The sequence below is a fragment of the Streptomyces camelliae genome (assembly GCF_027625935.1).
Lineage (GTDB): Bacteria > Actinomycetota > Actinomycetes > Streptomycetales > Streptomycetaceae > Streptomyces > Streptomyces camelliae.
In genome coordinates this window covers 5,740,122-5,760,061 of sequence record NZ_CP115300.1, presented here as the reverse complement: position 1 = coordinate 5,760,061, position 19,940 = coordinate 5,740,122, and the positions used below count along the sequence as shown (strand labels likewise).

At 67.4% G+C, this 19,940-nt stretch carries 11 protein-coding genes; 9 read left to right on the top strand and 2 right to left on the bottom strand.

What is annotated here, in order from left to right; all coding sequences use genetic code 11:
• A complete protein-coding gene (locus O1G22_RS26350) occupies window positions 1-2,145 on the bottom strand; it encodes a helix-turn-helix transcriptional regulator (protein ID WP_270083571.1) in 2,145 nt (714 codons plus the stop codon).
• Window positions 2,146-2,683: 538 nt separating this feature from the next.
• On the opposite strand from O1G22_RS26350, the gene O1G22_RS26345 reads away from it, so the two are divergent.
• The 5 genes from O1G22_RS26345 (at window position 2,684) to drmB (ending at window position 14,869) form a co-directional block, all read left to right on the top strand.
• Window positions 2,684-2,887: a hypothetical protein gene (locus O1G22_RS26345; protein WP_270083570.1), complete on the top strand. Its 204-nt coding sequence runs from the start codon at window positions 2,684-2,686 to the stop codon at window positions 2,885-2,887.
• 162 nt (window positions 2,888-3,049) lie between these two features.
• Window positions 3,050-7,861 (top strand): sacsin N-terminal ATP-binding-like domain-containing protein, encoded by a 4,812-nt coding sequence (locus tag O1G22_RS26335; protein WP_428986508.1) that lies wholly within the window; start codon window positions 3,050-3,052, stop codon window positions 7,859-7,861.
• Window positions 7,858-9,759, top strand: a complete 1,902-nt coding sequence (locus tag O1G22_RS26330) for a UvrD-helicase domain-containing protein (protein ID WP_270083568.1) — start codon at window positions 7,858-7,860, stop codon at window positions 9,757-9,759. The genes O1G22_RS26335 and O1G22_RS26330 overlap by 4 nt, the downstream gene beginning before the upstream one ends.
• Complete coding sequence (locus tag O1G22_RS26325) at window positions 9,756-13,007, top strand: helicase-related protein (protein WP_270083567.1); 3,252 nt, start codon at window positions 9,756-9,758, stop codon at window positions 13,005-13,007. Before O1G22_RS26330 ends, O1G22_RS26325 begins: the two co-directional genes overlap by 4 nt.
• A complete protein-coding gene (gene drmB / locus O1G22_RS26320) occupies window positions 13,004-14,869 on the top strand; it encodes a DUF1998 domain-containing protein (RefSeq protein WP_270083566.1) in 1,866 nt (621 codons plus the stop codon). Before O1G22_RS26325 ends, drmB begins: the two co-directional genes overlap by 4 nt.
• Window positions 14,870-14,955: 86 nt before the next feature.
• On the opposite strand, the gene O1G22_RS26315 is transcribed toward drmB, so the two are convergent.
• Entirely contained in the window at window positions 14,956-15,762 is an 807-nt protein-coding gene (locus O1G22_RS26315; RefSeq protein WP_333492358.1) for an ATP-binding protein, read from the bottom strand.
• 110 nt (window positions 15,763-15,872) lie between these two features.
• Here O1G22_RS26315 and O1G22_RS26310 point away from each other — a divergent pair, with 110 nt between their 5' ends.
• The 4 genes from O1G22_RS26310 to O1G22_RS26295 all read left to right on the top strand — a co-directional run bounded on the left by O1G22_RS26310 (window position 15,873) and on the right by O1G22_RS26295 (window position 19,766).
• Complete coding sequence (locus tag O1G22_RS26310; RefSeq protein ID WP_270083565.1) at window positions 15,873-16,736, top strand: helix-turn-helix domain-containing protein; 864 nt, start codon at window positions 15,873-15,875, stop codon at window positions 16,734-16,736.
• On the top strand, window positions 16,733-16,927 hold the full coding sequence (locus O1G22_RS26305) for a hypothetical protein (RefSeq protein ID WP_270083564.1): 195 nt from the start codon (window positions 16,733-16,735) through the stop codon (window positions 16,925-16,927). The genes O1G22_RS26310 and O1G22_RS26305 overlap by 4 nt, the downstream gene beginning before the upstream one ends.
• 299 nt (window positions 16,928-17,226) lie before the next feature.
• Window positions 17,227-17,637 (top strand): hypothetical protein, encoded by a 411-nt coding sequence (locus tag O1G22_RS26300; protein ID WP_270083563.1) that lies wholly within the window; start codon window positions 17,227-17,229, stop codon window positions 17,635-17,637.
• Entirely contained in the window at window positions 17,634-19,766 is a 2,133-nt protein-coding gene (locus O1G22_RS26295; protein ID WP_270083562.1) for a tetratricopeptide repeat protein, read from the top strand. The genes O1G22_RS26300 and O1G22_RS26295 overlap by 4 nt, the downstream gene beginning before the upstream one ends.
• The last annotated feature ends 174 nt before the right edge of the window (window positions 19,767-19,940 follow it).

Genomic DNA, 19,940 nt, shown 5'->3' with positions numbered 1-19,940 from the left:
TCACTCCCCCTTGCCGGCACGGAGTTCGAGGACGAGGCGGGTAAGCGCGGTCCTGACCGGGTGACTGGTGACGTCGGTGGCTCCTCGGAACGCCGCCCTGCGCGCGCCGGGCGTGAAGCGCAGGGTCCCGTCCTCCACCTCACAGCCCTCGACGGCCACGAGTTCCGCCCAGTCCAGCTTCGGTCGGCCCCCGGAGCGCACGTCCAGCTGGGCGACCGGCACCATCGGGACGATCTCGTCGCCACGCGGGATGCTCACCTCGGCAGTGATCTGCCACTCCCCACCGTCGCCGATCGTCGCGTCGAGCCTGTCCAGCACGGGAACCACTGGTCCGGCGGGTGTCTTGGCCTTGGGCCTCGTTCGCACGGTCAACGCCTTGCGCAAGGCCTCACCGCCTTCGCCGCTGCTGCGCTTCGGCCGTGCGACCAGTTCTCTGACCGCGTTGTTGACCTCGCTGGTCATGGCGCCGATCTTCCGGTATGCGGAGGGCGACCAACGCAGAGTCAGTTCCTCCGTCTGCCCCCAGCGGTCGTGCTCGGGCGGTTCCGCCGCACGCAGGAATTCCTCAGCCTCCTGCGCGAAGGGGGCCGTTTCACCCGCTGCCTCGCCCACCAGGAGAACGGCTTGGAAGGGATTGGTCCCGAGCGGCAGGTTCGGCACCCCGGCCGTCTTCACGGTCATGAGGTTGCCGCGCAGCGAATGAACCTGGTTGGGCTTCCCCTTGTTGTCCCCTTCCTCGGCGGTCACCAGCAGTACAGCTTGGTGTGTACCGAGCGTCCCCCGAGCTCCCCCGGAGAGCGGCAGCTTCAGCGGTACGCTCCGGGCCGCCACCTGTCCCGCCTCGGTGAGGCGATCCACCGTGGTGCCCTCGTAGTGCGCGCGCAGGGCGCGGGTCCGTGCGGGCTGCTCGACAGACGGGTCCACCTGTTGCTCCGGCACGACCACTTCGCCGTTTCGCAAGGCACGGACAGAGACCTCCAGGAGGGGACGCCTGCCGCCTCCACCGGTCATCGCGGCCCAGAAGTCACGCCCCAGTGCCTCGACCAGACGGCCGTGCATCTTGCTGATGTCACGCGTGTCTTCGTCGCCTTCACCTCCGCTGGTCTCGCCGTCGGCATCGGACGACATCTCCTCCAGGCTGGCTACGTCGTGCGCGCCGACGATAAGGAAGGACGTACCGGGTTCGTCGCTCTCCCGAGTCAGATGCAGGCGCTCCACCGTCTCCTCGTCCGCCCACCACGAGCGGGCGACCATGGCGCCGGGCGAATCGGGATCGGGTCGCCCGAACCAGGCAGGACCCGCGTATGGCTCGCCCTCGACCTCGCGCCAAGGCAGTTCGAGACGGCCGATGACCCGGCGCTCGGTACGGCCCTCGTGGGGCACGGACAGAGTGGAGTTGATCAGCACGAGTCCGAGGGCGCTGGTGGCCCACAGTGTCGCCTTGCCCAGGCCGTACGAACCCCCTGCGGCATGCCCGGACTTGAGGCTTTCCAGCTGACGCCTGACGACCGCGGCGAACTTGCCGTCCGCGTAGTCGTCGCCGATGAGCCCGGAGGCGTTGTAGTCGTCGACGCGCAGGAGGACCAAGCGGCCCTTCTCGTACATGTCCCGCACTCCGGCGTCCACGACCCGGCCGACCTTCTGGTTACCGGCGATCTCCGAGACGGCGGAGTAGTGCGGGAAGAGGTCGTTCCAGAGGATCGCCTCGCGGAAGGCCTCCAAAGCCTCCCCGGTCAGCTCGTGCAGGGTGTAGCGGACGCGCACCGGGCGGCCACTGTCCGTCAATCGCTCGTCGAGGCTGTTCTGGCAGGTCTCCCGTGCGAGGACCTGCACGTCGGCGTCGAAGGCGAACGCGGCGGCATTGCCCAGGTCACGGCCGCCGTCGGGGTAGCCAGGGCGGTGGTACCAGGTAACAGGGAGGCCGGCCTGGGTGTCGGTGGTACGGGTGTGCACCGTGCCGAGGTCCGTGCCGAGCGCCTTGGCGATGTCCGCCATGACAGTCGGGCGGGGAGTCGACCTTCCGGTGATCCACGCGGAGACAGCGGCGCGCGTCAAGCCGAGCTCGTCGGCCAGTTCAGCCTGCGTCTTCCTCGCGAGTTTAAGCTGACGGGCCAGCCAGGGCCCGAACTCCTCACCTGTCTCCACGCGCCACTCTTCCCCTCGTCCCCTCGGAGCCGCGTCCGGCTCGCATGTCGCAGACCCGGAGGCTAATTTGACGTTCCGGGCGCTGTCAACCAACAGTTGATCGGACCTCGGCACCCCGACCACTCGGACCGATAGGTCAAGTTGCCCCATTTTAGACCCATTTACAGAGAATTCCACAAGTGGAGCGGTCAACTCCCCATTATCCAAGGGGAGTTGGGATTGAATTGTGGGGCACGTTCGGGTAGTGTCTGAACTGGCGACATTGTCGCCTCGCTTGCGAACCCGAATACAAGTCGGGGGGGACCAGGCGACCGGGGTGGAAGTGTATCCACATTTAGCATCAAGAGCCAAAAGCCCGCAGCGCAACCCGGCCAAGGCACTCGTTCTTTCTTCAAAATCAAGGCACTAGTCACACCGGTCCCGCACCTGCTAGATTGCGGGGAAATGTTTCACCCAAGAGATCGGACATCCATTTTCCCGCAGGGGGACAATTGTGCCCTAATAAACCCCTTGCGACACGTCAACAACAGGGGGTTATATGGACGAGTACTACGGCTACGACTTGGATTCGAAGCGTGGTCTAAGCCAGCTCGAACTTGACATTGCAATAGGAAAGTTGGAAATGAAGGCGGCGGCGGATATTCTGAGAGGTCATCCATGTGCAGATGAATTTATCGACAGGTTTCCCGATCTCGCACAAGAGATCCAGGAGCCACCCGATGACACCTCCCCCTCGACCTGACCTCTTCCACGTTGCCCTCAAGAGGTTGGGAGACCCCTCAGAGTACGCTTGCCGCCCTCGCCAGCAGAAACGTTCAAACGTTCGAAGGCGGCCATAGTTTTGCGGCACGCCTCCGGCACCACTCCGCTCATGGGCCGGCTGCACGAAGGCGGCAGCCGGCCCATGACTCACGCTTTCGCCCAGACCTTTACACATAGGAGTGCAGGAGCAGTGCCGTCTTCATTCTCGCCGGTAATTCAAACCGTTATCGAGCAGTCTTCCCGCGTCCTGCAAACGTACGCCGTAGATCCCGGCCTTGTAGCCGAGCACGCCAATGGCGAGCGTCGAATCACTCAGGGCGGATATGGCGATCGCCAGCTTTTCGAGCTCGTCCAGAACGCGGCCGACGAAATCGCCGAGGAGCCGGGCGGACAGATACAGGTCGTTCTCACAGAAAAGCATTTGTACTGCGCCAACGAGGGAAACGAAGTGACCCCGGAAGGCGCGGAAACAATTCTTCGCATGAGTATGTCGAAGAAGCGTGGAGGTCAGATCGGTCGATTCGGAGTAGGTATCAAATCCGTCCTCGCAGTAACCGACACACCGCAATTCTTCAGTAGTAGCGGAAGTTTCGGATTCGACCGCGCCTGGTCATACGAGCAGATCAAGGCCGTGCCGGGTGTAACGGCGCGCTATGGCCCGGAGTTCGACGCCCCCGTCCTGCGGATGGCCCGAGCACTCGACGTGGAGGCCGAACGTGCTTCCGACCCCGTCCTGAACGAGCTACTGACCTGGGCGACCACCGTCGTTCGTCTGCCCCTGCTCCGGAAGGCCGACGACCGGCTCGGCCGGGACATGCACGGCGGCCGGGCCAAGGACCACGGAGAGCCCCGCGAGGAATTCCCGGTGGGCTTCCAGCTCTTCTCGCCGCACGTCGCGAAGGTCGTACTGGAGGACCGCCGGCCCCGGCCCGTGGCCCGTCGGACACTCACCGCCCAGCAGGCCGGCGACCTGCACACCGTGGTCGAGGAGCGAACCGGAAAGGCTGTCGCCACCGACCGGTGGCGCGTGTTCACCACCGCCCACGAGCCCGGTTCAGCGGCCCGCGCGGACGCCGGGGAGCTGCACGACCGACTCTCGCTCGACCTCGCATGGGGCGTTCCCGCCCTGGAGAAGGACCCGGAGACCGGCCTCTGGATCAGCCCGCGGTCGCGCGGTCGTGGCAAGTTCTGGTCCTTCTTCCCCACCAAGTACGAGATGTCGCTGAGCGGCATCCTCAACGGGGCCTGGAAGACCAACGAGGACCGGCAGAACCTGCTCGACTCCTCACCCTTCAACCAAGAGATGATCAGGGTGTCGGCGAAGCTGGTCGTCGACTCCCTCCCCGCCCTGGCGCCGCCCCAGGACCCGGCCGCCTACCTGCCGCTGCTGCCCGGCCGCGTCAAAGAGGCGATCAGTTGGGCCGACGAGTTCCTGACCCGGGAGATCTGGGCACGCGCCGCGGAACAACCGTCGCTTCCAGACCAGGACGGTGTCCTGCGGGTCCCGTCCGACCTGCGGATCCATCCGCGGCTCGACAAGGACCTGAAGAAACTGTCCCGTTGGCTGCGGATGTGGCATGACTGCCCCAGCCGTCCCTCGAACTGGCTGCACCACAGCGTCGAGGCGGACTCTTTGCGCTCGGGAAAGGTCGAGCACATCCTCGCCGCGGCCGGGCACGGGCGGACCGATGTTCGTGAATGGCTGGAGGCGCTGGTCGAGAGCGGCACCGTCGAGGCGTCGAAGGCGGCCATCGGAATCCTCTCGGACATGATCGAGGTCCGTTCTCCCTACTCCGAGGAGGCCCGCAAGGCCCGCATCGTACTCACCGAGGAGCACGGTCTCGTCGCGCCCGTACACGGCAAGGTGTTCCGCCGCGCCGACCAGGGTGGACTGCGCGAGTCCCTGGTGTACGTAGTCGACGAGATCGCCCAGGACCACTCGCTGGCGCACGCGCTCAACGTCCTCGGCATCCGGGAAGCCGACGTCGAGGGCCGGTTCGTCAGCATTCTCGACCAGGGCTTCGACCACTACAGCGAGTCGGACTGGCAGCGGTTCTGGGAGCTGTTCCGCCAGGCCGGGGTCGGTCGACTGGCCCACAAGGTCCTGGAGCGGGTGCCCGCGCCGCGCTCGACGCTGCGGGTGCGGACCGCCGACGGGCGGTTCCGACCGGTGGAGGACTGCATGCTGCCCGGCGTCGTGGTCGACGCGAAGCGTGACCCGCACGTCGCCGTCGACATGGCTTTCCACTCCGACGACACTCCCTTCTTCCCCCAGGTCGGCCTGAGGGAACGACCGTCCGGCGGGGTGCAGCCCCAGGCGGACGAGGCCTGGTTCGAGGAGTACCGCGAAGCCGTCCACGCCGCATACCTGCGCAGCCTGGACACCCGCGCTCCCCGCCCCGCGCTGAACCGGATGAAGGTCGAGGGCGCCGCGATCGGTGGGCCGCTACATCTCTTCCCAGTCCTCTCCGAGGAGTCCCGAGCCGCCTTCCTGAAGGTGCTGCCCGACGACGCCGTGGTGGACAACTGGACTCGTCAGATCGGTGCGCAGACCAGCACCCGGCAGGCGGTGGCCTCGCCGATCCGGTGGATGCTGCGGAAGTACGGCACGGTCGCCACCTCCCAGGGGATCAAGCCGCTGAAGGAGGCCGTCGGCCCCCAGCTCGCTGCCTACCGCGACGTGCTGCCGGTAGCCGACATCTCCCCCGAGAAGGCCCGCAAGCTGCGGCTCCCGACCACCGTCGACGAGGTGCCCACCGACCGCTGGGACGCGCTCCTCGACGAGGTGTCCCGCAGCGAAGACGACTCCTTCGTCGGCGCCACCTACGTGATGTTGACCCGGTTCGGCGCGGACTTCCCCGAGGACTCCCTGACTCGTTGCCGGATCGGCGACGCCTGGGGCACCCGCCCCGACGACGAGATCACCGTCGCCGTGGGGACCGCCGAGTATCGGGCGCTGCGCGCCGAGCAACTCCCGGCGCTGCTCGTGCCGACCCCCGAGGACGCCGAACTGATGGTCGAGAAGTGGGGCATGCTCCGCTACGCCGACGTGATCAGCCGGGAGACCCGGGAAGAGCCGGAAGGCGACCCCGTGCCACTGGTCGAGCTGTTCCCCGCCCTGCGACAGCGCCTGAACAGCGGGAACCGGAACAGCATGGTGCAACGCTGCACCGAGCTAGAGGCGGTCACCCGCACACCCAACGGCACGCGCACCTCCCCATTGGACGCCGTCCGCCAGGACGGCACTGTCAAGGTCCGCGTGCCCCTGGAGCCCGAGCCCATGTTGCGACTGATCGATCGCGAGCTCGGTCTCGGCCTCGGGGCTGCCGGTTGTCGCGCTGTGCTGGAACACCAGAACCGCATGGCGCGGGACAGCGAGCTGCAGGCGGCGCTGAAGGCGGTGCGCGAGGCCGAGGACGTCGTGGCCAAGATCGAATTGTTGATCGGTGCGGACGCGCTCCGAACCGGCCTCCCCGAGGGGCTGATGGAGGCCGAGCTGCTGGCGACCGACGGCGTGGAACCTTCCGGGCGCCGCATCGCGCAGATGGCGTTCAACGCGCACGGCGACGGGGTGCTCCAGCAGCACGCCCGGGACATCCAGGCACGCTTCCCCAACGCGCCTGTCGCCTACGGAGGTACGCCGGCAGCCATCGCATTCGTCTCGGATCTGAAACTGCCCGTCGCGTTCGCCGGTTCGAGGACTCCGTCCCCGCCGCCGTTCGAGACTGTCGAAGGCCCTCGGGACTTCCCGAGCCTGCACGACTACCAGGAAGACCTGGTCCGCAACATCTCGGCCATGCTCGACCGACTGGCTCCCCAGCGCGGCATGCTGTCCCTGCCCACCGGCGCCGGCAAGACCCGAGTCACCGCCGAGGCCGTGATCCGCTGGGTCAAGCGGGTTGGCGATCTCAAGGGGCCACTGCTGTGGATCGCGCAGACCGAGGAGTTGTGCGAACAGGCCGTACAGAGCTGGAAGTTCGTCTGGAACAAGGTCGGCGCGGAGCGTCCGCTAACTATCAGCAGGCTGTGGAGCACCAATGAGGTCGGGAACGTCGTCGATCACCCCCACCTGGTGGTCGCGACCGACGCGAAGCTGGAGCGGTGTCTGAACACCGACCAATACGCGTGGCTGCGGCAGGCGGCGCTGGTGATCGTGGACGAGGCGCACACCGCCATCTCCAAGCGGTACACCGAGATCCTGGCGCTGTTGGGGCTCACCCAGTACGAGACCGGCCGGCATCTGCTCGGTCTGACCGCCACCCCGTTCCGTAACACCAACGAGGAGGAGACCCGCCGCCTGATCAACCGCTTTGGCAACAGGCGACTCGACCAAGGAGTCTTCCCGTCGGGCGATCCGTACCGCGACCTCCAGGACTGGGGCATGCTCGCCCAGGTCGAACACCGCACCCTGGAAGGCGGCCGGATCGAACTGACCCGGGACGAGAAGACACACGCCGATCGCATGGCGATGCTCTCCCGCTCGGCCGAACAGCGGCTCGCCGACGACCACGCGCGCAGCCGGCGCATCGTCGACTCTGTGATCGAACTGCCAGACGACTGGCCGACGTTGCTGTTCGCGACCTCCGTCGACCATGCCAAGTACCTGGCGGCCATGCTCAACGACCAGGGCATCCCGTCCGCTGCCGTGGACTCCACGACCAGCGCGCAGGACCGTCGTACTCGCATCGAGAACTTCCGAAACGGACGCATCCGAGTGCTCACCAACTACGGTGTCCTCACTCAGGGGTTCGACGCCCCCGCCACCCGTGTCGTGGTCGTCGCCCGCCCCGTCTACAGCGCCAACGTCTACCAGCAGATGATCGGCCGTGGCCTGCGCGGCCCCAGGAACGGCGGCAAGGACACCTGCCTCATCCTCAACGTCAGCGACAACATCGCCAACTTCGACACCCAGCTCGCCTTCACCCAGTTCGAGCACCTCTGGAGCCGCACGTGACCGACGTCTACCTGGACAGTCCCCCGCTCACCGACGAGCAGCGGGCCGTCGTCGAGCAGCCCTGGGACGCACGTGTCCTGGTCACCGCCGGGGCCGGGGCCGGGAAGACGCACACACTGGTGCGTCGGCTCGACGCGCTGTGCGGTCACGAGGATCCGGAGGAGGCGCTGGAGGCCGCGGAGATCCTGGTGCTCACCTTCTCGCGGGCAGCCGCCCGCGAGCTGCGCGAACGGATCGCCCGGCACGGGGAGCGAGCCCACCGGGTACGCGCCAGGACCTTCGACGCGTGGGCCTACGAGGTGCTCCTCCAGGCGCATCCAGGCGGCGAGTGGGGGACGGTCGGCTTCGACGAGCGGATCGCCGCCGCGTCCCGCGCGATCGAGAAGGGCGCGTTGGAGATCGGCGACGCCGTCCCGCCCGCGCACGTCGTGATCGACGAGGTGCAGGATCTGCTGGGCGGTCGCCGCGAGATGGTGGAGACGCTTCTCGACCGGTATCAGGAAAGTTGTGGCTTCACCCTCGTCGGAGACGCTGCCCAGTCCGTCTACGGCTTCCAGATCGAGGACTTGGGCGAACGGGCCGACGAGACCGGCCGGTTCTTCGACTGGCTACGCTGCTCCTACCCCGAGGACCTGGTGGAGCTGCGTCTCACTCAGAACTTCCGCGCGACCACCGCCGAGGCTCGGGTCGCGCTGGCGCACGGTCCGCGCCTTCAGCAGCTCAGCGACCCGGACGAGGCGGGAACGCTGTACCACGAGCTGCGCGACCTCCTCCTGGACCCGGCGAACGGCTTGGACGGCCTCGACGACGAGTTCACCTTGGACGGCCTGCGGAACCTCTCCGACACGTGCGCCGTCCTCACCCGTGACAACCAGGAGGCCCTCGTGGTCTCCAGCCTGCTGCACGCGCACGGCGTGGACCATCGGCTGCGGCGTCCACTCGAAGACCGTCCGGTGCCGTACTGGGTGGCCGAGTTGCTGCGCCGCACAGAGGCGACCGGACTCACCGAGGACCGGTTCCGCAGTCTCCTCTCGGAGATCCCCCTGCTGTACGAGCCCAACGCCGACGCCCTGTGGACGGTGCTGCGTCGGGTCGCGCGTGGAGCCGGGCGCGGTCTGCTCGATCTGGACCGGCTGCGCGGCACGGTCGCCGACGGCAGGTTCCCCGACGAGGCGGCCGATCCGGAGACCGCCCGAGTCGTCGTCTCCACCGTGCACCGGGCCAAGGGCCTGGAGTTCGACCGGGTGATCGTCCTCACACCGCCGACCGTCGCCGAGCTGCGCACCCGGTTCGAGGACGAGCTGGATCTTCCCGCGGAGGCCCGCGCCCTGTACGTGGCGATGACGCGCGCCCGCCAGGACCTGTACCACGTACCCCCTCCCGAACTGCCGCACTTCAAGAGGGCGGGGCGACAGCGCCACGGCCGTCGTTACCTCGGATCGTGGCGGTCGTACGACAGGTACGGGATCGTCGCCGAGGCGGGCGATGTGTGCCGGGACAACCCGCCCGGCCACGAGACGGACGCCGTCGCCACCCAGGCCTATCTCCTCCGACAGGTCCGACCCGGCCAGGAAGTGCTGCTGCGCAGGCGTCACGACCTCCCCATGGGCGAGGCACAGAGCCCGCCGTACGCGCTGGTGCACAACGGGCTGGAGATCGGTGAGGCGTCGGAGCGATTCCGCGAGGAGCTGTTCCAGGTGCAGAAGGTCAACCGTACCTGGGAACCCTGGTGGCCCGACGAGATCCACGACCTGCGGATCGACACTTTGGAAACCGTCACTGGCAGCATCGCCGCCGGTGCCAACGCCGGACTCGGTGAGCGAGGCGTGTGGATCGCCCCGCGGATCACCGGCATCGGCCGGTACCGGAGGGCGGACAACGAGGAGCAGCGCGCATGACATACGTGGCAGGCCGACACTCCGAGCACTACCGGGTGCGGGACGAGGAGCTCTTGGCGGGGCTCCGACGCGAACTCCTCGGCCCCGCGGAGGACGCCGAGCCGGACGACCGGGACGAGGTCCTCACCCAGGACGCACCCATCGACCGCTATCTGACCGGCGTGTTGTACCCGCGTGCCGCGGACAAGGCGGCCAAGGAGAGGAAGAACGAGGACGCCGCCGAACAGGAAGGACTGGACGCCACCCCGCTGCTCACTCGTGACGACGTCGAGGAGTCCGGCACCGCACAGGAGGTCGGCCCGGCCGGGGACAGGCGTCCCTCGTCGATGGGCCTGACCTTCGCGGTCCGCCCGGAAACAAGCAAGATCGTGGTTTCGGCGCGAGCGGCCGTGTACGAGCCCACCAACGCCGACGGCAACCCGATCCCGGCCCGCCGTGCCGAGGCCCGTACCACTGCCGACCAGCGGGAACGATGGCGGCGCAAGGAGCTGGTCCTTCCGGACCAGCTCATCGACTTGACCCAGCTGGCCCCGAAAGAACCGATCGCGCTCTCTCCAGAAGCCGCGTTGCACGTCAACGTCCGCCGTCCCGACCCGGCCACCGGCACGGTCACGGTCACGGTCACGCTGATCAACACCCAGAAGGTCAGCGAACGGGATCTTCAGGACGCCCTCTCACTGTTCCAGTGCGGTCTGAAGGTCCGTGCCGCCGACGGCTCCACGGCGTTCGTCGAGCGTCCCGCTCCGGCCACCGCCCACGACCCGGAGATCGCCACCAGCCGGCTACTGCATCGTCACGCCCCGACCTTCGCGGTCGGTCACGGCTGCGCCGCCGAATGGGACTGGACTCCGCCGCCGATCGGCGTGACCGATGCCATCCCGGCTGCCGTCCCCGAAGTGCGCAGCCAGTTCGTGCCCACCGTGGATGTGCTGCTCACCGACTCCAACCCGGAGATCGACAGCTCAGCACTGTCCATGTTGGGTCTGGCAGAGAAGTCGGACGCCGAGGTCCTGACCGCCCTGGAGGAACTCGCCACGGGCTACGAGGGCTGGATCGCGCGCAAGGCGGCCGAGGCGGCGGCTCTGGCGGGCGAACCCCACGAGCAGCCCGCGCGGGACCAGGTGAGCGCCTGCCACGAGGCGCTCGACCGGATCCGCGAGGGGATCAGACTGCTTCGCACCAAGCCCGACCTGATGCGAGCCTTCCGACTCGCGAACCGCGCCATGGCCGACCAGCGCGCACGCAGCGCGTGGGTGAAGGGTGGCCGGACCGGCGTCCCGGACCCGGCCGCCGGCCGTTGGCGCCCCTTCCAGATCGCGTTCGTGCTGCTCTGCCTGGCGAGCATCGACGATCCGGACCACCCCGACCGGCGGGTCTCGGATCTGCTGTGGTTCCCCACCGGTGGCGGCAAGACGGAGGCCTACCTCGGTTTGATCGCCCTCACGTCGTTCCTGCGTCGCATCCGCAAGGGTGCGGACGGGGGCGGTGTCACTGTCCTCATGCGCTATACGTTGCGGCTGCTCACCCTTCAGCAGTTCGAGCGTGCCGCCATCCTGCTCTGCGCCATGGAGCACATGCGGCGCCACACGCCCGAGCTGGGACGTGAGGAGTTCTCCATCGGCATGTGGGTGGGGCGCTCGGCCACCCCCAACACGCTGGCCGAGGCTGGCCGGAAGCTTGATGAGCTGCGCGCGAACCTCGACAAACGCCTCGCCACCGAGAACCCCGTCCAGTTGCACGCCTGTCCGTGGTGCGGAACCCGCCTCGACGCACGGGACTACGAGGTCGACGAGGACGCCAAGCGGATGTACGTCCGTTGCCCCGGCGCGGGCTGCGACTTCACCGACGGTCTGCCCGTGCACCTGATCGACGAGGCAGTGTACGACGCCCGGCCGACACTGGTGATCGCCACCGTCGACAAGTTCGCCTCCATGCCGTGGCGCCCAGCGACCGCCGCGCTGTTCAATCTCGACGATCCGGACGGCGACACTCCTCCCCCGGAGCTGGTCGTGCAGGATGAACTCCACTTGATCTCCGGTCCGTTGGGGACCCTCACCGGGCTCTACGAGACCGCCGTGGACGCGCTCGCCCGACGTCCGAAGGTGATCGCCTCCACCGCGACCATCCGTCGCGCGGCCGATCAGGGCCGCCACCTCTTCGCTCGTAAGGTGCGGCAGTTCCCACCCGCCGGTCTGGACGCCCGCGACTCGTGGTTCGCCGTGGAGACGCCGCGCGAGGAGAAGGCGAGCCGCCGCTACGTCGGCCTACTGGCCCCCGGCACCAGCCAGTCCACCCTGCTGATCCGCACGTACGCGACGTTGCTGCATCGGGCCAAGCACGCGAAGACCGAGGACGAGGTGCGTGACGCGTACTGGAGTCTTGTCGGCTACTTCAACAGCCTTCGACTGCTCTCCGCGGCCGAACTCCAGGTCCACGACGACGTGGTGGCCTACCTGGAGCTGCTTGCCGAGCGCGAAGGGGTGGCGGTCCGCTCGGTCGCCAACTACTCGGAGCTGACGAGCCGCGTCGACGCGAGCGAGATCCCCACCCGCCTCAAGCGCATCGAGAAGAGGTTCCCCGACGAGGACACCGTGGACGTCCTCCTGGCCACCAACATGATCGCGGTGGGTGTGGACGTCGACCGCCTCGGTCTCATGGCCGTGATGGGTCAACCGCAGACCACCGCGGAGTACATCCAGGCCACCAGCCGCGTCGGGCGCGCCCACCCGGGCCTGGTCGCCGTCATGCTCAATGCGGCGCGATCCCGGGACCGTTCCCACTACGAGAGCTTCCAACATTTCCATTCGGCTCTCTACCGCGAGGTCGAGTCCACCTCCGTCACGCCGTTCTCGGCCCGCGCTCGCGAACGGGGCCTGCACGCGGTGATCGTCGCCCTCGCCCGCATCCTGATCCCGGCTGCCCGCCCCAACGAGGGCGCCGGCGAGGTCGAGTCCTACGAACACATCCTCCGGGGACGCATCAAGTCCGTGTTCCTCGAACGGGTCAGCGCGGTCACCCCGGCGGAGACCGACGCCGTGTCCCGGGCCTTCGACGAATTCGTCGAGTGGTGGTGCAAGGAAGCGAGCAACCACAGCGGCCTGCTCTTCGAACCTCGCCGGGGCAATCGTCACCCGTCGCTCCTGAAGTCGTACGACGACGAGTCCGAGGACGCCGAGGCGTGGTCCACGCTGTGGAGCCTGCGCGACGTCGACGCCGAGTCCGCCCTGTTCCTGGAGGGAACCCGATGACCCCGCCCCCCGCCCGTCGCCGCCGAGCGGGCACGAACGGCGCCGTTCCCGCGCACACCCTTCCGCGGCGCGGCGCGGTCCGCCGTGCCCAGGCGATCACCACTTATGGCGTCGGATCGCTCATCGCCGTCGACCATGAGTCCTTCGTGGTCTCGGGTCTGGACGAGGCCGACAAGAACTGGAGCACCGACGAGTCCCGGCGGATACACGAACGGCGCCTGGCCCGGCTGCTCGACGTCGACTACTTCCGGTTGCCGCCCGCGTCCGACGACACCAGCAGGGACGGCCTGCGTGTCCGACGCTTTCCCCTGATGCACTCCTGCCCCGAGTGCAACGAACTGCAGCGACACCGCGACTTCAACCCGCCCCCAGGTCAGAGCGTCTGCCGCACGTGTGGGGTCGATCTCGTCCCCTCCCGTTTCGTCGTCGCCTGTGAGGCCGGTCACCTCGGCGAGTTCCCGTACTGGCAGTGGGTGCACCGCTCCACCGACCGCGGCGCCTCGACGGCCGGTCGGTGCGGTGGGAAGCTCAGGCTGCGCTCTTCCGGGCGTACGTCCTCGCTCCGCTCGATCCTCGTCTCGTGCACCTGTGGTCAGGCCCCCGAGGTCTCGATGGAGGGTTCCTTCCGCAGGAACGCGCTCAAGGACCTCGGCCTCACATGCCGCGGCACCCGCCCGTGGCTCGGCACGTCCGCCCCCGCCCAGGAGTGCGGGCTCCCCCTGCGGACGCTCCAGCGCGGTTCTTCGGCGGTGTGGCAACCGGTGCTGAAATCGGCGCTCTCCATTCCGCCGTGGAGTGACGGCCGCGCGGATCCGCTGGCCGAGCACTGGGACAGACTTCGCAACCTCAACGGCCGCGCGGAGATCGAAGGCGTCCTGAAGTTCCTCTTCCCGGACGGAAGTCCGATCCCTGTCCACGAGGTGATGGCACTCCTCGACGCGGAACACGAGGAGGACCCTCATGACGAGGACGCCCCCACCTTCGACCACCGCTACCGCGCCCTGCGCAACAAGGAGTACGAGCGTCTCCGCTCGGGCAACGACGAGAGCGAGCACTCCCACGACGAGCAGTTCGTCTGCGAGACCCCGCCGGGCGACCAGAGCATGCTCGGTCCGCTCGGAGTGACCGGCCCCATGCTGGTCAAGAAGCTCCGCGAGGTGCGTGCCCTGAAGGCGTTCACCCGGCTCGCCGACCCGGAGTCGACGACCGAATCGAAGGAGATGCCGCTCTCCGAGTCCCCTCTGCGCTGGCTCCCGGCCATGGAGGTGCGCGGTGAGGGTGTCTTCCTCCGCCTGGACGAGGACCGACTCGGCACCTGGGAGAAGGCGACGGCGGTGGCGGCCCGGATCAAGCGGATGCGCGCCGCTCACCAGCGGGTGCTTGAGCAGCGAGCCAGTGACCCGAGCCGGCTCGTCCCCTCCCCGGCCACCCCTCGCATGGTCTTGCTGCACACCCTGGCCCACGTCCTCATCAACGAGTGGAGCCTGGAGGCGGGCTATCCCGCCGCGTCCCTGCGCGAGCGCCTGTACGCCGCTGACGATATGGCCGGGGTACTCATCTACACGGCGACGAGCGACTCGGCGGGCAGTCTCGGCGGTCTCGTCGCTCAGGGCGAGCCGGAGCTTCTCGATCGCACGGTCCGTTCGGCGGTTCGCCGTGCGGAATGGTGTTCCTCCGACCCGCTCTGCATGGAGACCGAGGTATCGGGCACCGGCGGGACGAACCTCGCCGCCTGCCACGCCTGCGTGATGCTCCCGGAGACGAGCTGCGAGCACAACAACATCCTGCTCGACCGTGCGCTGCTCGTCGGCACGCCGGACGATCCTCATCTGGGCTTCTTCGCGAGCGTGCTGAGCCGGTAACGCCGGGCCGCTCCCGACTCCGGAGCCGGAGCCTCTGTGGCAACGGCTCCGGAGCAGGGAGTACACAGTCCACATCATGCCGCTGTTCAACGTGCCGTGCGCTCCGCGTCTGCCTCGAACTGCGCCTGGGCCCGGTCCAGGGCCTCATCCGCGTCACGACCGTGTGCCCGGAGCCAGTGAAGGAGGTCGGCGATGGCCTCGATCGCCGTCTCCTCGGCAGCAGTGGCGCTCAGCCTGCTCGACCTTTCTGGGCCAACCGCCTGCTGCTTGTCGTAGCCGCGAAGCACACTCTCGGCCCTTGAGACATGCACGTTCCTGCTGTGGCCGTCCGGTGCGTTCAGGGCCGTGGCGAGTTCCACCCAGGTGACCTTGCGATCGGGCAGGAGCTGGACGCCCCAGTGGTCGGAGTGGGCGGCGACGAGCGCCATGCCGCGTCCCGTCTCGGCGTCCTCGGCAGCCTTGTCCAGCGCCGGTAAGGCCTTGGTGTCCGGGTCGTGGATCTCCATACGAAGGCGCGTGCCGCTCATGGAGACGGCGAGCGTTGTCGGAGTACCCCGGCCGACGTGAGTGATCACGTTGGACACGAGTTCGCTGAGGCAGAGTTGGGCCGCTTCGGTCAGCTCCGACAGTCCCCACAGGCCCAAGTGGATCCGCAACACGCGTCGTAGCGCGGCCACTTCCTCCGGCTCGGCGAGAAACGGCAGATCCCAGGGCTTTCTCGGCGTACAGGCACTGCAATCCATGTCCCGGCTCCTTCCTCTGCTGACTGACTGCGCTGCCCGGCGTGCAGTGGCCTGTCGCCCTGGCGCAGCCCACCCCTCCAGGGCAGGAGAGATCGGGCAGGCGTGCGCGATGCACTTCTGCTCGCCGCGCGTAAGCAGCGCGATGTTCAAGCTAGAAGACCGTCAGGTAAATTTGCCAGCCACTTCGACAAATTAGCTCGATCGTGGCCTCAGGTGCGTGAACACGGCAGACTGCGCCTGAGCGCACAGGAAGGAACGGCATGCCCCCGAAGCCAGTCCCCACTCAGCGACAGAGGCGTCTCGGTCACGAGCTGCGCAGAATGCGAGTAGCGGCCGGCATGTCCGCGGAGGAGGCTGCGAAGCTCCTGGGCGTCGATCGCGGCAAGATCTCGTACATGGAGTCCGGGATCCGGACCATCAGCGAGGAACGACTGCGCACCCTGGCCCACCACTGCGGGTGCAGCGACGAGAAATATGTGGCCGCCTTGATCGAGATGGCTTCGGCGGGCACCCAGGCCTGGTGGGAGCAGTATCGAGGCGCCCTGCCCCAGGGCCTTCTGGACATCGCGGAGTTGGAGGCTCGGGCCACGCGCATGCGTGCGGCCTGCACGGTGCACATCCCCGGCCTGTTGCAGACGACCGACTATGCCCTGGCCGTCTTCCGCGCCGTACTTCCGCCCCTCCCGGAGCACGAGGTGGCGATGCGTGTCGCCCATCGCAGCCATCGCCAGGAAGTACTCGCCGGCAACGCCGCGCCCCCGTTCATCGGCATCGTGCACGAGGCGGCCCTCCGAATGCAGTTCGGGGGCCCTCGGGTGACCCGCGAACAGCTTGAGTACCTGCTCGTTCAGTCGGAGACGGAGGGGGTGACCGTCTTGGTCGTCCCCTTCGCCAACGGAGGCTTCCCCGGCGCGGGTCAGACGGTTCTGTACGCAGAAGGACCGTCGGAGCAACTGGACACCGTGCAGATCGACAACTCCCACGGTCCGGACTTCCTCTACGGCGAGAAAGAGTTGAGCAAGTACCGTGCCCACTTGGACCGGATGGAGGACCTGGCACTGTCCCCCGACGACTCAAGGGACTTCATCCACACCATCGCACAGGGACTCCAGGAGGCGTCATGACCGAGATCCAGTGGGAAGAGCCCTTCTGCGGGGAAGGGAATTCGTGCTTCCGGATGGGCGTGGACGGCTCCGGCAACGCGTACATAGCCGTGAACGGCCAGGAGGACCGTTTCATCACGGACAGCCGGGAGGCCCTCCGGACCATGATCCGTGACATCAAGGCCGGCAAGGCAGACCACCTACTGAGGTGAGGTTCCCCGGGGACCGACGTCAGACCTCGTCGGATCGGAGTCAGGAACTGAGTTTCAACGAAGGTCGATCGACGGACGCGGTTTGGACAGGAAGGAATGTCTGACACGCATGCTGTTCAGCATGCAGGATGCTCGCCGTGATCCGCTCATCACACACATCGCAGACGACACCGTCCTCACACGCGTCACCGGGCAGGGGCCGCTCGCAGAGCGTGCAGCGAACGTATGGACCGTGCGATCGCCAGGCCCGCCGACTACTCTGTGACAACAGGCAGTGACGGGCTGGAGGGGGCAGGTTCGTGGATCCGGAGACGGCTGTGCTGGCGGGTACAGCAGGGACAACCTTGGTGACCTTGTTGACGACCGAAGTGTGGCAACGCGCCAGGGACGGTATCGCCTCGTTGTGGCGCCGTGCTGAGCCATGGCGGGCCGAGGCGATTTCCGTCGAGCTCGACGTGACCCGAGGAGACCTGCTGGCTGCACAGGCCGGCGGCGACCTCGAATCCCGCAGCGAACTAGGTACGGAGTGGCAGGGCCGCATACGGCGACTGCTCGCCGCACATCCTGAGGAAACCGAGGCGCTGCGGGCGCTGCTAGATGAACTGGCCCCGTACACGCCCGCAGACTCGTCAGTGACGCAGCACGCCACCGCCTCCGGTCACGCTCGGGTCTACCAGGCCGGCCGTGACCAGAACTTCGGCCACCGGTGAGCGGCCACAACGATGCCCGGGCCGATGGCCAGGGCCGCATCTACCAAGCCACCGGTGACCAGTACATCACTGAGCACCATCACCACGCCCCCGACTGGTCCGGACCGGACTCCGTGCGCCGCCCAGCGGTCGGCCACACCCCCTTGGTGCTCCGCGACCGAGTCGGAGAGATGGACCGTCTGCGCGCCGCCGTCGAACCCGGCGTCGGCAACCGTGCCTACGTTCTTCACGGTCTGGGCGGCTGTGGCAAAACAGCCGTCGCCTACACGCTCTTCCAGTACGCCACCAACCAGGCCGGCCGGCTTGGGTTATGGGTCAACGCTTCCGACCCGGCCTCTCTACGTGCCGGCATGCTCGCTGTTGCAGCCGATCGCGGAGCCACAGACGGTGAACTGGTGGGGGCACGCAGCGGTCTGCGTCCCGCCGCCGATCTCGTTTGGCACTACCTCGACCGCTCCGACCGCCCCTGGCTCCTGGTTTTCGACAACGCCGACAATCCCGCCATCCTCCGCGACGGCGGCTGGCTGCGTACCAGCCCCACTGGCACTGTGGTCGTCACGACCCGGCAAGCAGCGACCTACTGGTGGCCCGGTGCAGAACTGCTCCAATTCGGTGTGCTCCCACGTGAGGATGCCGCCCTCGTCCTGCGCGACCTCGCACCGCATGCCGGGTCGATCGAAGATGCCGCGGAGGTCGCTGACCGCCTCGGGCGTCTGCCTCTGGCACTGACCCTCGCCGGCGGATTCCTCGCCCACCAGGTGATCGAGCCATGGAGCCTTGCCGACTACGGCCGCCGACTCGACGGCAGCACAGGGCTCGACCCCATCGGCCTCATCGAGCAAGGCGCCACAGCCATCGGCGGCGATTCTCGACACCTGCCCAGCCGCACCTGGCAACTCTCCCTCGATGCCCTCGCCGCACAAGGCCTACCCGAAGCAGGCCACCTTCTGCGCCTACTCGCCTGCTGGTCCAGTGATCCATTGCCGCTGTCCGTCCTGCTCGGGGCCGAACTCGGCCCGACGCTCCCGGCATCTCACGTCGAATCGGCTCTGCGCGGGCTCATCGATCACTCCCTCACCGAGCTGGCGCCTGGGCAGATACGCTGCCTACGCACCCACGGCGTACTCCTCGACAGCGTGGCCCGAGCCACACCGGCTGACCAGCACGAACAGCTCTCCTCTGCTGCTGCCCGCCTATGTCTCGCTCTATTGCCAGAGGTGCCTGACCGAGGGACGCAGGACCCCCGGGTGAACCTGCTCGCACCGCATGTGATCGCGCTGTTGCGGAGAACGGCGAGTTGGGCGACCAGCCAATCGACAGTAGAAGCTGCCGCGGAGTGCGCTCTTCGGCTTGTTGTCGCGGTTCATAGGGCCGGCGACTACGCCTCAGCGCTCAGCTTCGGCAGCGACGCTGTGGAGCTACTGAAGCCCCGGCTCGGCGAAGACGGCATTTTGCTCATCAGGCTGCGTCAACGCGTTGGGCGGACCCTGTTTCGGCTTGGACGGTTCGAGGAGTCCGAGGCCCTGTTCCGGAAAGTCCTGGAAGACTGCGAACGGACACTTGGCCCAGAAGCACTGGACACGCTATCAGCTTGCAGAAGGCTGGCCAGTCCACTCGTCATCCTTGACCGAAGGCCGGAAGGCATCTCACTGTTTCGGCGAGCAGCAGAGGGATACGCTCAAGCACTCGGCCGCGCGGACCCCGTTGCACTTCTCGCGCGATCGGACATCCTAGAGGTATCCACGGAGCCGACAGACGTAGACGCAGGGCCGGGCTTGGTCATGGAATGCCGCCGCGAGGTCGGAGAAGACCACACCGTTACGCTCGGCGCAGAACTCAACTGCGCTTTTACACTTAATCGCGCTGGTCGACCGACAGAGGCCTTGCCGTACATTCGCTCCGCCTTCGCAAAGTTTGCGCGACGTTTTGGCTCCGATCACCCCATCGCATTGAACGCTCGACAAACTCTTGGTGCGACCCTTCGCGCACTTGGTCAAAATGCTGAAGCAATCGCGCATCTAGAAGAAGTTGCAGAAGGCCGAGCGATGGTACTCGGACCGAACCATCCATGGACACTCCACGCCGAGGAACTCCTGAACCAATACCGAGGCTCACAGAGGGCATCCTGAAACATCGAACTGTCCCGACACGCCCTCGAAGACGAGGGCAAGACGCCCTTCGGCGCCCTCATCGTCATCGACAGAGAAGTCTCTCCATCGGGGGCACCGACTGATTCAGACGCCCGAGTACTGGGCAGAGTCCTCCTCGGCGTCCGGGTAGTCACGTGATCGTGCAAGTTCTGG

What these genes read in the sequence shown, in the direction of transcription:
- O1G22_RS26345 (WP_270083570.1), top strand. Translation starts at nt 2,684, where the DNA reads ATGGACGAGTACTACGGCTACGACTTGGATTCGAAGCGTGGTCTAAGC.
- O1G22_RS26335 (WP_428986508.1), top strand. Translation starts at nt 3,050, where the DNA reads ATGACTCACGCTTTCGCCCAGACCTTTACACATAGGAGTGCAGGAGCA.
- O1G22_RS26325 (WP_270083567.1), top strand. Translation starts at nt 9,756, where the DNA reads ATGACATACGTGGCAGGCCGACACTCCGAGCACTACCGGGTGCGGGAC.
- drmB (WP_270083566.1), top strand. Translation starts at nt 13,004, where the DNA reads ATGACCCCGCCCCCCGCCCGTCGCCGCCGAGCGGGCACGAACGGCGCC.
- O1G22_RS26310 (WP_270083565.1), top strand. Translation starts at nt 15,873, where the DNA reads ATGCCCCCGAAGCCAGTCCCCACTCAGCGACAGAGGCGTCTCGGTCAC.
- O1G22_RS26305 (WP_270083564.1), top strand. Translation starts at nt 16,733, where the DNA reads ATGACCGAGATCCAGTGGGAAGAGCCCTTCTGCGGGGAAGGGAATTCG.